Source organism: Peptoclostridium acidaminophilum DSM 3953 (genome assembly GCF_000597865.1).
In the GTDB taxonomy this organism is placed as follows: Bacteria; Bacillota; Clostridia; order Peptostreptococcales; family Peptostreptococcaceae; genus Peptoclostridium_A; species Peptoclostridium_A acidaminophilum.
In genome coordinates this window covers 560,126-574,654 of record NZ_CP007453.1, presented here as the reverse complement: position 1 = coordinate 574,654, position 14,529 = coordinate 560,126, and the positions used below count along the sequence as shown (strand labels likewise).

13 protein-coding genes, 1 riboswitch and 1 other annotated feature are annotated in these 14,529 nt (G+C 47.7%); of the genes, 9 read left to right on the top strand and 4 right to left on the bottom strand.

Going from position 1 to position 14,529, the window contains the following annotated elements; all coding sequences use genetic code 11:
* Positions 1–106 precede the first annotated feature (106 nt).
* The gene (locus EAL2_RS13650; protein WP_025436913.1) at positions 107–1,249 is read right to left on the bottom strand and encodes a pyridoxal-phosphate-dependent aminotransferase family protein; all 1,143 of its coding nucleotides are present in this window, start codon (positions 1,247–1,249) and stop codon (positions 107–109) included.
* A 329-nt stretch (positions 1,250–1,578) separates the two neighbouring features.
* Between EAL2_RS13650 and EAL2_RS13645 the strand changes: the two genes are divergently transcribed.
* From EAL2_RS13645 to EAL2_RS14970, 3 genes are all read left to right on the top strand, one after another.
* A complete protein-coding gene (locus tag EAL2_RS13645; RefSeq protein ID WP_025436912.1) occupies positions 1,579–2,037 on the top strand; it encodes a DUF4342 domain-containing protein in 459 nt (152 codons plus the stop codon).
* Positions 2,038–2,134: 97 nt separating this feature from the next.
* On the top strand, positions 2,135–2,827 hold the full coding sequence (locus EAL2_RS13640) for a response regulator transcription factor (RefSeq protein WP_025436911.1): 693 nt from the start codon (positions 2,135–2,137) through the stop codon (positions 2,825–2,827).
* The gene (locus EAL2_RS14970; RefSeq protein ID WP_025436910.1) at positions 2,814–4,352 is read left to right on the top strand and encodes a sensor histidine kinase; all 1,539 of its coding nucleotides are present in this window, start codon (positions 2,814–2,816) and stop codon (positions 4,350–4,352) included. The genes EAL2_RS13640 and EAL2_RS14970 overlap by 14 nt, the downstream gene beginning before the upstream one ends.
* A gap of 121 nt (positions 4,353–4,473) precedes the next feature.
* Here EAL2_RS14970 and tyrS read toward each other — a convergent pair whose 3' ends face one another.
* The gene (tyrS, locus tag EAL2_RS13630) at positions 4,474–5,700 is read right to left on the bottom strand and encodes a tyrosine--tRNA ligase (protein ID WP_025436909.1); all 1,227 of its coding nucleotides are present in this window, start codon (positions 5,698–5,700) and stop codon (positions 4,474–4,476) included.
* A gap of 70 nt (positions 5,701–5,770) precedes the next feature.
* Positions 5,771–5,968 (bottom strand) — a binding site (T-box leader).
* A 157-nt stretch (positions 5,969–6,125) separates the two neighbouring features.
* On the opposite strand from tyrS, the gene EAL2_RS13625 reads away from it, so the two are divergent.
* The 6 genes from EAL2_RS13625 (at position 6,126) to EAL2_RS13600 (ending at position 12,494) form a co-directional block, all read left to right on the top strand.
* Positions 6,126–6,644, top strand: coding sequence for a CDP-alcohol phosphatidyltransferase family protein (locus tag EAL2_RS13625; protein WP_041693301.1), 519 nt, complete (start codon positions 6,126–6,128; stop codon positions 6,642–6,644).
* 30 nt (positions 6,645–6,674) lie between these two features.
* Positions 6,675–7,100, top strand: coding sequence for an EamA family transporter (locus EAL2_RS13620; RefSeq protein ID WP_025436907.1), 426 nt, complete (start codon positions 6,675–6,677; stop codon positions 7,098–7,100).
* Positions 7,101–7,135: 35 nt separating this feature from the next.
* Entirely contained in the window at positions 7,136–8,968 is a 1,833-nt protein-coding gene (locus EAL2_RS13615; RefSeq protein ID WP_025436906.1) for a DUF2339 domain-containing protein, read from the top strand.
* Complete coding sequence (locus EAL2_RS13610) at positions 8,940–10,220, top strand: hypothetical protein (RefSeq protein WP_025436905.1); 1,281 nt, start codon at positions 8,940–8,942, stop codon at positions 10,218–10,220. Before EAL2_RS13615 ends, EAL2_RS13610 begins: the two co-directional genes overlap by 29 nt.
* 86 nt (positions 10,221–10,306) lie before the next feature.
* Positions 10,307–11,437, top strand: coding sequence for a peptide-methionine (S)-S-oxide reductase MsrA (msrA, locus tag EAL2_RS13605; RefSeq protein ID WP_084481337.1), 1,131 nt, complete (start codon positions 10,307–10,309; stop codon positions 11,435–11,437).
* A 166-nt stretch (positions 11,438–11,603) separates the two neighbouring features.
* Positions 11,604–12,494, top strand: coding sequence for a PhzF family phenazine biosynthesis protein (locus tag EAL2_RS13600; protein ID WP_025436903.1), 891 nt, complete (start codon positions 11,604–11,606; stop codon positions 12,492–12,494).
* A gap of 120 nt (positions 12,495–12,614) precedes the next feature.
* Here the strand turns inward: EAL2_RS13600 and EAL2_RS13595 are convergent, their stop codons facing one another.
* Positions 12,615–13,973: a PFL family protein gene (locus EAL2_RS13595; RefSeq protein WP_025436902.1), complete on the bottom strand. Its 1,359-nt coding sequence runs from the start codon at positions 13,971–13,973 to the stop codon at positions 12,615–12,617.
* Positions 13,974–14,047: 74 nt separating this feature from the next.
* The gene (locus tag EAL2_RS13590) at positions 14,048–14,317 is read right to left on the bottom strand and encodes an ACT domain-containing protein (RefSeq protein WP_025436901.1); all 270 of its coding nucleotides are present in this window, start codon (positions 14,315–14,317) and stop codon (positions 14,048–14,050) included.
* 114 nt (positions 14,318–14,431) lie between these two features.
* A riboswitch (glycine riboswitch) is annotated at positions 14,432–14,526 on the bottom strand.
* Between the last annotated feature and the right edge of the window lie 3 nt (positions 14,527–14,529).

The following is a 14,529-nucleotide window of genomic DNA, read 5'->3' as shown; positions in this document are numbered from 1 at the left end:
AAAATATCAGTATTATAAATTGCATATGATATGCATCCATATCATTTAAACAGGCTGTCTTCTGAGCGACTTTAAATCGTCAGGAGACAGCCTGTTTGCGTTGACACTATTTTTTCATGTTCCTGGCAAATTCAATGTGCATGTCGCAGCCAAGCTTTACGCCGCTCTTTTCAAGCACCTCGCCGAGTGCCTTGAGCGTCATGTAGACTTTGTCCTCGTAGCAGTTCTCGCCCATGTGGCCTATCCTTATTGCCTTGTCCTTGAGGTAGCCCAGCGAGCCGGCTATCATTATGTTGTGCTCTTTTAGCATCTGATTGAAAACAGTATCAAAGCCTATATTGTCAGGAAGCAATATCGCAGTGACTGTGCTGGAATGCGAGTCCTGCGCGTAAAGCGTGAGTCCAGCCGACTCAAGCGCGCTTCTGAGCGCTCCGGCTATTTTTCTGTGCCTCTCCTGCGGATTGCCTTCCGAGAGGAGCCTTTCCACTGCGACTCTGAGACCGTATATGTCGCTGACAGACTGCGTGTAGGGAAACCATCTGTTCTCATACCAGGCGGCCCAGGTTGAAAGGTTGCAGTAGTATCCAGCTATTGGCGTGCTGCGCGAATTGATCTTGTCCCAGGCAGCCTTGCTTATGCTCATGAATGTGAGTCCGGGAGGAGCCGATATGCACTTTTGCGAGGCCCCAAGCAGGACATCAATTTCCCACTCATCGGTATGGAGTTCTTCGCCGCCGACCGCCGAAACGGCGTCGACAACCGATATTATGCCGTGCTCTTTGAGCAGGGGGCATATCCTGTCAAGTGGATTTGTAACGCCCGAGGGGGTTTCGCAGTGGACAAGCGTCGCCACCTTGAAATCGCTGTCGCCTTTGAGGAATTCTTTGAGCCTTTCTGGATCAATGCCTCTGTCATAGTCGGACTTGAAGAAGACAGCCTCGGCGCCGTATATTTTGGCAAAGTCCGCAAAGCCGTTCCCGAATATGCCGTTGTCCAGGCACAGCACCCTATCCCCCGGTTCAATAAGAGAAGCGCACGCAGCCTCAAGCCCGAGTATGCCCTCCCCGGCCAGAATAAGGACTTTGTTTTGCGTTTTGAGCAGCTGCTGCAGGGCAGCGCAGGTTTCCATGTAGTATTCGAAGAACGACGGATCAAGGTCAGGGTTTGTAATCCTCCTTGCCATGGCCTGCCTCACATCCTCGCTGACGTATGTCGGGCCGGGCGTCATTAAAAGAGTTTTTTCGTCCATAAAAGCCTCCAATCAATGCATATGCCCTGATGAAGAAAAAATATTTTTACAGGGCGCAATGTTATAAGTGTTATTTTATATATTATTAGACTTCCAGATTTGTTTTTGGCATATATTTTATACCCCAACGGAGGTCGATTCAATTAGTACAGAGCCATCATACCGTAAAAAAATAGTGTAACGGTACGTTGCATTGCTTTTAAGACAATTTTCTAATCCTTTTCTAATCTCAGGCTAAGCAGCCTTTAAGCTTGGGGAGGTATCATTATATCACAGGGCAGGGTTAACATACCCGCTGAAAACCGAGAACAAAACAGGAGGAGAATAAGATGAGCGTATCGCTGGAGAAAATAGACATATTGAAGGAAAGGGCAAACGTAAGCTACCAGGAGGCAAGGGAGGCTTTGGAAAACACAGGAGGAGACCTTGTGGAGGCTCTTATATACCTGGAAAAAAATGAAAAGCTTAAAAAGCAAAGTCAGCCCATAGGGCAAAAGCTAAGTGAGCAGGGAGTCGGACTCGGGCAAAGAATTAAGGATACGGTTAGAACGCTCCACAGCTACAGATTCATAATACAAAAAAACGGTGAGAATCTGCTTAACATACCATCGACTATAGCCATTATCGCAGGCTTAATGACATTCCCAATGTCGATTGTTCTTCTTGTGGTTATTGCGCTGCTGGGCTGCAAGATAAAGGTAAGGAAGACAGGAGGCTCCGAGATAGACCTGAGAAGCAAGTTTGATGAAGCCTTCAAGGTAGAAAAAGAAAATAAGCCTAACCATTAAAAGCGGGAGATATCCCGCTTTTTCGTTTCCAAGAAAAGACTTATGGGGTACAATTGAGTTATAAATTACAAATCTGATATAGATCATGGAGGACAGCATGCATAGGATTCTGGTGGTTGAGGAGGAAAAAAAGATATCGCGGTTTCTTCAGCTCGAGCTCGAGCACGAGGGCTACGGCGTAGGCATAGCTCCTGACGGGAGAATAGGGCTTGAAATGGCTCTCTCGGGAGAGTATTCGCTTGTGCTGCTCGACATAATGCTGCCAGGCCTCAACGGCATGGAGGTGTGCAGGCGAATAAGGCATACTTCGCAGATTCCTGTAATAATGGTGACGGCAAAGGACGACGTCATGGACAAGGTCATGGGGCTTGACATGGGGGCGGACGACTACATAACAAAGCCCTTCGCCATAGAGGAGCTGCTTGCCAGGATTAGAAGGCTGCTTAACAGGACTGCAGGCCACGCTGAAGAGCCGGAAAAAGAGAACCTGGTACAAAAGGGAGCTCTCAGTATAAACACCATGAGCCACGAGGTGAGTTTTTCTGGTGAGGAAATCAGCCTTACAAAGAAGGAGTACGACCTGCTCCTTTATCTCGCGGTGAATGAGGGCATTGCGCTAACACGCGAGCAGATTCTCGAAAACGTCTGGGGCTACGATTTTTACGGGGACACCAATATAGTAGATGTGTATATAAGATATCTCAGGAGCAAGATTGACCAGAAATTTTCAAAGGAGTATATCCACACGCTAAGGGGAGTGGGGTACATGTTCAAAAATGAAAAAGATTAGCGTGCCTAGAGGCGAAAAGCGCGGCAAAGGCGGCAGAGGTTTCTTCCGGGGCGTAGCGGCGCTTTTTAAAATCATGTGGATGGTAATCATGTTGCCTTTCAGGCTGATTTCGCTGCTGCTAAAAGGCGCTGTCAAGGCTGCAGAGGTTTTAAGCGACAGGGTGCTTTCGCTTTTCAGGTTCAACATAGCCTTCAAGCTTACAATAGGTTTTGCGCTTATAATCGCTCTTTTTACAGCAGCTATAAACATTGGCGCGGTTGCCGGGGCGCGCCAGCTCATATACTCACAGAGCGTAAAGGAGCTGCAGGCCTATACGAGAATGATAGAGGCGGATTTTGAGGGCGGCAAGGTATCGGACGTCTCAGCCTTAGTAAAGGTGCTCGATGCGGCGAAGACCGGAGCGGCGATAGTTGGCAAAGACGGCGAACCTTTATATGTATATGGCTATGACGATTTTGACTCGCTCGAAGCCGCTCGAATTGCGTCTGACAGTGGCAACATGTTTTTCATAGGTAGCCATATATACCATATACAAGACCTAAAAGGTGGCACGCTTGTGCTGAGGAAGCATGCGGAAAACGAGCAGGATCTGCTGAGCGCCGTGGCTATTGCCAGTACGCTGATATCCTTTTTGATTTTCATGCTGTGTCTATCTTTCGCCTCGGGGATGTCGAAAAAGCAGCTAAGGCCAATATATGCGATGACAGATCAGGTGCGGGACATTTCCACAAGCCGTCTGAGCGCCAGACTTGACATCAGAGGCACAAAGGATGAGCTCAAGGACCTTGCGGCCACGTTCAACAAACTCATGGACGAGATAGAGGCCTCCTATGAGAACCAAAGAAGGTTCGTCTCGGACGCTTCGCACGAGCTGAGGACTCCCATAGCAGTTATCAAGGGATATGCCGACATGCTCGCAAGATGGGGTGCGAGTGACCAAAGCGTGCTGGAGGAGGGAATAGACGCCATAAAGGACGAGGCCCAGGGAATGCAGAGCCTTGTAGAAAGTCTGCTTTTCATAGCGCGCAGCGACAGGAACACGTTGAACATGGAAAAGGCCGAATTCAACATTTCTGAGCTAATGGATGAGATAATAAAGGAAACAAGGCTCATAGACAGCGACCATGCTATAGAAGGTCAGGTGCAGCCAGGCTGCATGCTCTATGGCAACCATGAGAAAATAAAGCAGGCCATAAGGATTTTCGTGGACAACAGTATAAGGTACACGCCCGCGGGTGGCGGCATTAGCATAAGCCTAAGGGCCAGCGGAAGGGATGCCGTGATAAACGTAAGGGACAGCGGCATAGGCATTGCCAGCGAGGACCTGCCGCGGATATTCGAGAGGTTCTACAGGGCCGACAAGTCAAGGTCAAGGCTTGATGAGGATAAGAAGAGCTCGGGAAGCGGCCTGGGGCTCTCCATAGCCAAGATAATTATAGACGCCCATAGGGGCAGCATACACGTGCAGAGCAAGCAGGGAGAGGGGACTGAATTCACAATAATACTTCCGCTAAAGCACGCATAATGGGAAAAGCTGCACATCTCTTCAAATTAGAGGTGTGCAGCTTTTGTTTTTTCAATCGCTACTCAAGGTGAGTAGTTTTACGGTTTTTCAACAATAGAACAGTTTGGATATACGAGTGAAATTATGACAGCTTTATCTGGTGGTATACCTTCTTGCCTTTTTTGATCATCAGTGCTCCGTCCTTGAACGAGCCTGCAGTCACCATGAAGCCTATATCGGTAACCTTCTCGCCTTCAAGCTGTATTCCGCCCTGTTGAACAAGTCGTCTGGCCTCGCTCTTTGACTCTGCAAGCCCGGTAGTGACAAGCAGCGTCATTATGTCCATGCCTGCTTCGAATTCAGAAGCTGCAAGCTCTGTAGTTGGCACCGAGCCTTCAAGCGAGCCCGATCCAAAGAGCGCCTTGGCGGCAGCCTGAGCCTTGTTGGCCTCCTCTTCGCCGTGAACTATCTTTGTAACCTCGTATGCGAGTATCTCCTTAGCCTTGTTTATCTCAGCGCCTTCAAGAGCGCAAAGATTTCTCACTTCGTCCATTGGAATGAAAGTAAGGAGCGAAAGGCACATCTCTACGTCTGCATCGTCGACATTTCTCCAGTACTGGTAGAATTCGTATGGTGAAGTCTTCTCTGGGTCAAGCCATACTGCGCCGGCTTCTGTCTTGCCCATCTTGGCGCCAGTGCTTGTAGTCAGCAGCCTGAAAGTCATTCCAAAGGCAGGTTTTGAATCTACCCTTCTTATCAGATCAGCACCGCCTATTATGTTCGACCACTGATCGTCGCCGCCAAGCTGAAGGTTGCAGCCGTATTTTCTGTTGAGTACAAGGAAGTCATAGCTTTGCATTATCATGTAGTTGAACTCCAGGAATGAAAGGCCTTTCTCCATCCTTGACTTGAAGCACTCTGCTGTCAGCATCCTGTTTACAGAGAAATGCCTTCCGATTTCCCTCAGGAACTCGATGTAGTTGAGGTTAAGCAGCCAGTCGGCATTGTTGACCATTATTGCCTTGCCATCTGAAAAGTCTATGAATCTTGAAAGCTGCTTTTTGAAGCACTCGGCGTTGTGGGCTATTGTCTCCTGAGTCATGAGTTTTCTCATCTCAGTTTTGCCTGTCGGGTCGCCAACCATTGCTGTTCCCCCGCCAAGAAGGACTATTGGCCTATGGCCGGCTTTTTGCATGTGCATCATTACCATGGCCTGTACGAAGTGGCCTACGTGAAGGCTGTCCGCAGTAGGGTCAAAGCCTATATAGAAAGTGACCTTTTCCTTTCCAAGCAGCTCCCTTATGTCATCCTCGTATGTGGCCTGCTTTATGAAGCCGCGGTCTTGCAGCATGTCGAATACGTTTTCCATTTTATATACCTCCAATTATTTCTGTATTGTTTTCGATTTAAAAGTATAAAAAAAGAGCCTTCTCAATCCAGATAAGGACGAGCAGACCCGTGGTACCACCTTAATTTGCGCATATGCGCCTCATAGCCGCTATAACGTGCGGAAACCGTCAGTTTTGCTGAATGCTCCAGAGTGTAATTCGCCATAATGCCCCAATCAGGCCTTTCACCAGCCGGCCAGCTCTCTACATCGCAATGCATTATGCTACTTTCTCCTTCAAAGCTCTGTTTTTAATTTTTCAATATCATGATAACATACAAGCCGATTAAAGTTCAACCCCAAATAATCTGCTCTCCTGTTTCACTGAAAAAAGCGTTGCTATTGTTGAATGTGGCGTGTTCTGGGTAATAAATAGTTAAAAGCAAAAGGCGGATTATACAATGAATATGAAAAACAACATTCCAAACATCATAACTGCTTCGAGAATACCGCTGGCGGCAATATTTGTGGCGCTATTTATGGATGGAAGGGAACTTCAGGCCCTTATCGTGCTTGCCTTTGCAGGCTTCACTGACCTGCTGGACGGTTTCGTGGCAAGAAGGCTTAACCTTGTAAGCGATACCGGCAAGCTGCTCGATCCGCTTTCAGACAAGATACTTGCAGTGAGCGTGCTCGCAGCTTTGACAATAAAGGGATATGTTCCGTTGTGGGTTGCAGCGGCGCTCGCATTCAAGGAGCTGCTAATGATAATGTTATCATCCAGGCTGTACGCAAAGAATGTGGTTGTCCAGGCAAACATGTGGGGCAAGCTTGCAACATTCCTCATATACGTTGCAGTGTTCTCACTTTTTATAAACAAGAGCGTTGGCACTGCTGTGCTCTATATAGCCCTTGGGGCATCTCTGGTTGCGCTTATTCAGTATGTGCTCAAGTATGCCAAGTGTTTTGCTGACAGGACCGAGTAACCTTAGACCTACAACAAGTGGAGGAGTAAAATGCATATAGTATCTGTTCTCATAGTGATTTGTTCGCTGGTAATGTACCACATAGCCCAAAAAAATATATTGGCAGGAGCCAATCCGTTTTTCGTGCTTATGTCCATTTATGCAATAGCTCTGGCTGTTTCATCGGCGCTTTTTTTCGCTGTGCCAAGGAGTGAGGGTATAGCCGGCGCCGCATCCCACACAAACTGGGCTGTGCTGCTGCTGGGGCTTTCCATTGTGGGGCTTGAAATAGGGTATCTGCTGGCATACAGGTACGGTTGGAATGTAAGTACGGCTGCGCTGCTTTCAAACACGAGCGCGGCCATGCTTTTAATACCCATAGGTCTTATATTTTTCAAGGAGACGCATTCGCTTGTCAACTATGCAGGCATAGCTCTGTGCATAGCGGGCATAGTAATGATGAATCTGGACAAGTAATACCTTGAAAGGCTGCACAAAAGGGAGGATGAGAGATGGATGCAAAAAGTGATGAAATAGCCAAGCTGGCTGATGAGATAACGCGGCTGAAGGAGAGGGTTGAATATCTTGAGCAGATGACCGGAGTTGCAAAAGGCGCAGCTAGCGGAACACAATCTGTGTGGAAGCGGCCTTTAGTGCAGCAGGAGCATCTAAATACCCTGGAATCGAATTACGGGAGAGGGAAAAAGCCGCTGCTTCAGAGGATAAGCGAGGAGAAGCTGGCAGGAACACTCTTCAACAGGCTGGGGATTCTGGCTGTCGTGCTTGCGGCCGTGTTTTTTCTCAAGTGGTCATTCGACAACAATCTGATTGGCGAGCTTGGAAGAATAGCAATCGGAATAATATTCGGCCTTGGAATGTTGGGTGCTGGGGAATATTTCCAGCGACGCCAATACGCCATATACGCCCAGGGTTTTACCGGAGGCGGAATTGCAGTACTTTATTTTTCGATTTATGCTGCATACATATTCTACAGTCTTATGCAACAGCCGGCCACATTCGCGCTCATGGTGCTTATAACAATTGCCGCTTCCTTGCTTGCAGTGCGGTATGATTCTCTGGCTATTGGAATAATTGGAATCGTCGGAGGTTTCGCTACGCCCTTCCTATTGGGAAGCGGAGAAGACAGGACACTGTTCCTGTTTTCATATGTTTTGATACTAGATGTAGGTGTGCTGCTGATTGCTTATTTCAAGAAGTGGCCGGCATTCAACTATCTGACATTTGTTTTCACTTATGCGTCTTATATTTCTGCATATGATATCAGGCATTATACGCTTAATGAGGGGGATTTTGACGTACTTTCATTTGCATTTCTGACAATATTCTTTACTATCTATCTGGCTGTTTCATTTGCCAGGAATGTCCGCCACAAGGAGAAACTCATAAGAGCTGATGTCACTTTAGTACTGCTTAATGCTGCCGCCTATTTTGGCTTGTCATATGAGCTGCTGGAGCCTTATTATGGCGATCTTATGGGGCTGTGGACAGTTTTGATTGGTCTTGTGTATCTGCTGCTGGGGCTTTATGTCTACAGCAAATATGCCGAGGCAAAGGCACTGAGCTTGACACTGCTTGCGGTAGCGGCCGGCTTTGTGACGCTTGCAGTTCCAATACAGCTGGATGAACATTGGGTTACAATTGCGTGGGCGGTCGAGACCGTCATAGTGTTTTACTTGAATCTCAAAATAAATCCCGGCAGAATTCCTGTCGCAGGATATGCGGTTTTGTTCTTAATGCTCGTGTCACTGCTTGATATACCTTTTGTAATTACAGGCGATGAAGCGCTCCCTTTGCTCAATAAAGCGGCTGTTGCATATATCTTCGCGATAGTGGCTCTTTCGGCCGTACTGCGGCTTTATCATGACGAAATTCGAAGTGGCAAAACAATATTTGGTTGGGGCAGATTCATACTCAGTCTTCAGATACTGCTCAACATTCTTGTGATAATGCTGCTGACAAATGAAATAAACGCCTACTTTTCATACAAGGCGGTGGAAATGGCGGATTATCAAGCGCAAAACGCCATGAGGAACAGAGCAGGTCTCGTGATTTCAATGGTTTGGGGTCTATATGCCGCAGTTCTCGTCGCAGTTGGTTTCTGGAAGCATATAGGGAATCTTCGCAGGTTCGGCCTGGGCTTCATGGGCATAGTTATTTTAAAGGTGTTTTTTGTTGATTTGTCGAGCCTTACAACGGCTAACCGCATCATGTCTTTTTTTGGACTTGGCGTGATTCTGCTGGCTGTATCATGGATTTACAACCGCTATAAGGACGTGCTTTTCGGAGGTGACGCGGATGAAAAGCATCATGGCAAAAAAGAATAAAGGGCGCAGCTACCTTGCCAAAGTAGCCGCTGCCATAATGGTGTTTTTGGCTGCCACGCCAGCCTGGGGAGCTGAAAGCGATTACAAAAACAGGGCGGATATCAATCTGAGCAAAGTCGAATCAGACTACAATATTTTGGAGCTCCCTGACGAGGTGATTGCCCAGTCGCAGCCCGGGTTGGCCGACCTTAGGATCTACAGCGGGGGCAGCGAAATACCGTATGGATTGCTTCGCAATCCTCTCGAAACACGTTCAGGCAAATACGAGCCGGCGGAAATGCTCAACCTGGGGAAGGACTCTCAGGGAAACCTGGTGTTTGAAGTAAAAGTTCCGCAGGACAGGTGGATTACACAAATAAAGCTTGCAAGCACGGACAGGGACTTTATACGAGCTGTAAAGATCGAGGGGAGCATGGACAGGAATGAATGGAGATTGCTCACCTCAGACAGCACTATATTCGATCTTTCGGGGGAAGGCAAAAGCAGGAATCTGGAGGTGAATCTGCCGCCGACGAATTTTTCGTATCTGAGGGTGAGTCTGCTCCAGGGCGGCAAGGGTGAGTTTAAGCCCGAGAGCCTGGAGCTTCTCATGGATGAAGCGGATATTGTATTTCCTCTGAAGGAGAGGGATTATGAGCTTCTGGAGGAAAATGGCGGTGCAGGCATACAGGAGTTCATAGTGGATTTAAGGCTGCCCCGACTTCAGGTAAGCGAATTGGAGCTTGTTACAGCTGCTGAGAACTTCAGCAGAGCCGCCGAAATCTACGAGAGCAGCGACGGCGAAAAATGGGAACATGCGGCGGATGCTGAAATTTTCGTATACTCGCTGGACAGGCTCACTGCGCGCCAGCTTATAATAAAGTGTTCGACAAGCCAGCGCTACCTAAAGCTGCTCATACACAACAATGACAATCCTGAGCTTTCCGTAAGCGATGTGAAAATTCGAGGACTAAATCCTCTGCTGGTTTTCCCGGCTGAAAGCCCGTCGGGCTATGTACTCTACTGGAACAGCAGCCAGGTTAAGGCGCCGGTTTACGATATCGAAAAGTTCAAAATGAACCTGGATTACAGGGGCACGCCCAGGGCTTCACTTGGCGAGCTGGAAGAAAACAAGGATTTTGTATTCAGGGACACGCGCCCATGGACGGAAAGAAATGATTGGCTTCTAAAGGTGTCCGTGATAGGAGCTGCTGCAGTTTTGATGCTTGTAATAGCAAGGAGCATTCAGAAGATTTCAAAGGATAGCTCCTGAAAAGGATAAATCAGACACATTTGCTGGAATCCATAATTAAGCCATTATTATTTTGTTGGTATTTAACAGTCTGCGGAGTTGATGATATGACAAGAAGAAATATACTGCGTATAGCCGCAATGGTTGCTCTTGCTTCTATAGTTTGGCTGGCAGTAAACAAATACAGTGGAGAGAGGAGTGATAACATGAAACTGGATGTTGAAATAAACGACAAGAACTACAAGAAGGCGGTGTTTGCAGGAGGCTGCTTCTGGTGTATGGAGGGTCCTTTTGAAAGGCTTGAAGGGGTTGTTGAGGTGTTGGCAGGCTATACAGGGGGAAAGGTCAAGAATCCCACGTACGAGCAGGTCAGCTCGGGGGTTACCGGCCATTTGGAGGCGGTACTTGTTGTATACGATCCCATGAAGATCGGCTACAGGGAGCTTGTGGAGGTCTACTGGAGGCAGATTGATCCTACTGATGAGGGCGGACAGTTCGCTGACAGGGGCAGCCAGTACAAGACGGCCATATTCTACTATGACGAAGAGCAAAAGTCCATAGCGCAGCTTTCCAAAAAAGAGCTTGATGAATCAGGCAGGTTCGATAGGCCTGTTGCAACACAAATCTTGCCTGCGGAGGAGTTCTATCCGGCCGAGGAGTACCACCAGGATTTTTATCTAAAAAATCCTCTCAGATACAAGGATTACAAGAGTGGCTCGGGCAGGGAAGGCTTCATAAAAAAAACATGGGAAGACGAAAGTGAAAAAGACAAGAGCGCCGAGGGAAAAGAAGGCGACGGCAAATACAGCAGCTTTGACAAGGAAAAGAGGCTCATGGAGCTTACCGGACTGCAGTACAGGGTGACGCAGCAGGACAAGACCGAGCCGGCATTCGACAATGAGTATTGGGACAACAAGAAAGAAGGCATATACGTAGATATAGTCTCGGGAGAGCCGCTTTTTAGCTCGCTTGACAAATTTGATTCGGGAAGCGGCTGGCCGAGCTTTACAAAGCCGCTTGAACCGGGCAACATAGTCGAAAGAGAAGACAGGAAGCTGCTAATGAGGCGCATAGAGGTAAGAAGCAAGCATGCGGACTCGCACCTTGGCCATGTATTTGGCGACGGACCTGCGCCGGGAGGCCTCAGATACTGCATAAATTCGGCATCGCTGAGATTCATTCCAAAGGAGGAGCTTGAAAAAGAGGGCTACGGAGAATATATTAACCTCTTCGATTAATAGAGAGGGCATTAGCATAAATATATGAATTTTCTGAACATTATTCAAACCTTATGAATACAAACGACTAAAAAAGGGCATTTATATACTATATATTATTTGTGTGATATCACATGACCTTCTTTGAAGGGCTGTTTTCACATACAATGTACAAGGGGGAGGTCTTATGCGAGTAAGCGTAAAGCAAGTAGACGCATTTACAAGCTATCCTTTCGGGGGCAACCCTGCAGGAGTCATTCTGGATTCTGAAGGCATAAGCAGGGAAAACAAGCAGAGGATTGCGAGAGAGATGGGAGTATCAGAGACTGCGTTCGTTCACAAGTCTGATAAGGCAGATTTTCGAATAGAGTTTTTTTCGCCCCAGAGCGAGGTTGAAATATACGGCCACATTGTGATTTCAACATTCCATGCGCTGCACGAGGCTGGAATGTTGCCTGAGGGCAAGGAAGTATTCCAGATGGAGACAAAGAGAGGGATAATTCCAGTAAAAAGAGTTTTTGAAAGGAGAGAACCGGTATTTTTCATAAGCCAACCGCTGCCCATGTACTCGTACGTCAACTCCTTTGCAACCGAGATTGCAGATGCTCTTGGTCTTGAAAGCGATGACCTTATGGACACTATACCGTCGAAGGTTTCGACAGGACTGTGGTGGTGTGTGGTTGGAGTCAAAAAGCTTGCCAAGCTGAGAGATATCAGGCCTGACCTCAGCAAGATAGAAAGGCTCAGCAGGCAGGACGACGTGGTTGGAATAACGGCCTTTTGCTTTGACACATTTGCGAGAGGATACGACTATCATGTCAGGTCATTTGCTCCTATAATAGGTCTTGATGAGGATCCGGCATGCGCAACTGGAAACGGGTCGCTGCTTTCATACCTCATGAAGCATAAGATGATAAAGATAAAGCCAGAAATAAAGCTCATAGGTGAGCAGGGCAACGAGCTTAAAAGGCCTGGCTGCGTACATTCAATCATAAGAACAAGCGAAAGCGGAAGCCTGTCATCCATCGAAATAGGCGGCTCCGCAGTAACAATGCTGGATGGAACAATGACTTTTTAGAAAAGCAGACAGTTGAAACGCCCGATTAGAGCAAAAAAATCCGAAGAATGCGGAATGTACCATGTGCATACATGGACTCCGATGTCTTCGGATTTTTTGCTTGGATAAGAACGCGTGAAACTAGTTTTTGAAGCTGTGTACGGGAGCCGGGATTCTTCCGCCCCGATTTATGAATCCGGCGCTTGAAAATTCGCTCACTTTGAGTATCGGAGCCGAGCCGAGAAGGCCTCCGAATTCTGCTAAGTCGCCAACTTTCTTGCCATAAACGGGTATGACCCTGGCGGCAGTTGTCTTGTTGTTTATAACGCCTATTGCCGCTTCGTCTGCAATCATAGCCGAGATGGTCTCGGCAGGAGTATCGCCCGGTATGGCAATCATGTCAAGGCCGACTGAGCAAACGCATGTCATGGCTTCAAGCTTTTCTATGTTTATCGAGCCCTTGCTTAGTGCGCTTATCATGCCTTCGTCTTCGCTCACAGGGATGAAAGCTCCGCTAAGGCCGCCGACATGAGAAGAGGCCATTATGCCGCCTTTTTTGACTGCGTCGTTTAGAAGTGCCAGTGCCGCAGTGGTGCCGTGGGCGCCGCAGCTTTCTATGCCCATTTCCTCAAGTATCCTGGCTACGCTGTCGCCTACAGCGGGAGTCGGCGCAAGCGAGAGATCTACTATTCCAAAAGGCACTCCGAGCCGCTTTGAGGCCTCTGAGGCGATAAGCTGACCTGCGCGCGTTATTTTAAACGCTGTCTTCTTTATTGTCTCGGCAACAACGTCGAAGCTCTCATTCCTGACATTTTCAAGAGCGCATTTGACGACTCCGGGGCCGCTGACACCGACGTTAATTACGCATTCGGCTTCGCCTACGCCGTGGAAGGCGCCCGCCATGAAAGGATTGTCATCTACAGCGTTAGCGAACACCACAAGCTTGGCGCAGCCTATGCTGTCTGCATCTCTAGTGAGGTAGGCGGTCCTTTTTATGATTTCACCCATTTTTTTCACAACGTCCATGTTTATGCCGCTCTTTGTGCAGCCCACATTGACTGAAGAGCACACTATATCGGTGCTTGAGAGTGCGTCGGGAATCGAAGCTATCAGCGCATCGTCACTTCTTGAGCATCCCTTCTGAGCAAGTGCCGAGAAGCCGCCTATGAAGTCAACGCCGACTTCCTTTGCGGCTCTGTCAAGAGCCATGGCCAGCTCTACATAGTCATCAGGATTTTGTGAATGCAGAACAAGGGACGCCGGGGTTATGGAGATCCTTTTGTTTACGATAGGAATACCATATTCGGACTCAAGGCTGCGGCAGGTTGAAACAAGCTTTGATGCATTGCCAGTTATCTTGTCATAGACACGCGTCAGGCAGCCCTTAACGTCAGAGCCTCCGCAGTCCAGAAGAGACATGCCCATTGTAACAGTTCTTATATCGAATTTCTCCTGGTCTACCATTTTTATAGTTTCCAATACATTTTGTAAATCAAGCATAATAAACACCTCTCATTTTCTATTGTGAACCTTGTCGTATATTCAATGGCAATAGAAGTGGAACTTAAGCCAGGCTAAATTTTATGCATGGCTGTAAATATCTCCTCATGCTGAACTCTTACGGATACGCCGATTTCGGCGCCCTTTTCGTCAAGCTGCCTTTTGAGCTCGTCAAATGAGACTGTCATATTATCCAGATTCACAAGCATGACCATTGAAAAATAGTCCTGGAGTATTGTCTGGCTGATATCCTCTATATTGACGTTGCTTTTGGCCAGCACCCCTGTTATGCCGTAAATAATTCCAACCTTGTCCTTTCCTACCACTGTAACGAATGCCTTCATCGAAACCCCTCCTAATGTATTTTGTATTTTTTTAAAATAAAAAGAGACCGAAGTTGTCGGTCTCTGGAGAATCGGGAAAAAAGGCAACAAAAAATACATGCTTTCTGCGCGCTTTTAAAATCCCCTGTCCCTTTTACCTGAGAGCTTCACCATAGTATATATGGCTTTCCCCTTCGGCGCTCATAATGAGTCTCTCCAGAGGCCCGTCCAGA

Coding starts and splice junctions, on each gene's coding strand:
- EAL2_RS13650 (WP_025436913.1), bottom strand. CDS start 1,249: ATGGACGAAAAAACTCTTTTAATGACGCCCGGCCCGACATACGTCAGC.
- EAL2_RS13645 (WP_025436912.1), top strand. CDS start 1,579: ATGAGCGTATCGCTGGAGAAAATAGACATATTGAAGGAAAGGGCAAAC.
- EAL2_RS13640 (WP_025436911.1), top strand. CDS start 2,135: ATGCATAGGATTCTGGTGGTTGAGGAGGAAAAAAAGATATCGCGGTTT.
- EAL2_RS14970 (WP_025436910.1), top strand. CDS start 2,814: ATGAAAAAGATTAGCGTGCCTAGAGGCGAAAAGCGCGGCAAAGGCGGC.
- tyrS (WP_025436909.1), bottom strand. CDS start 5,700: ATGGAAAACGTATTCGACATGCTGCAAGACCGCGGCTTCATAAAGCAG.
- EAL2_RS13625 (WP_041693301.1), top strand. CDS start 6,126: ATGAAAAACAACATTCCAAACATCATAACTGCTTCGAGAATACCGCTG.
- EAL2_RS13620 (WP_025436907.1), top strand. CDS start 6,675: ATGCATATAGTATCTGTTCTCATAGTGATTTGTTCGCTGGTAATGTAC.
- EAL2_RS13615 (WP_025436906.1), top strand. CDS start 7,136: ATGGATGCAAAAAGTGATGAAATAGCCAAGCTGGCTGATGAGATAACG.
- EAL2_RS13610 (WP_025436905.1), top strand. CDS start 8,940: ATGAAAAGCATCATGGCAAAAAAGAATAAAGGGCGCAGCTACCTTGCC.
- msrA (WP_084481337.1), top strand. CDS start 10,307: ATGACAAGAAGAAATATACTGCGTATAGCCGCAATGGTTGCTCTTGCT.
- EAL2_RS13600 (WP_025436903.1), top strand. CDS start 11,604: ATGCGAGTAAGCGTAAAGCAAGTAGACGCATTTACAAGCTATCCTTTC.
- EAL2_RS13595 (WP_025436902.1), bottom strand. CDS start 13,973: ATGCTTGATTTACAAAATGTATTGGAAACTATAAAAATGGTAGACCAG.
- EAL2_RS13590 (WP_025436901.1), bottom strand. CDS start 14,317: ATGAAGGCATTCGTTACAGTGGTAGGAAAGGACAAGGTTGGAATTATT.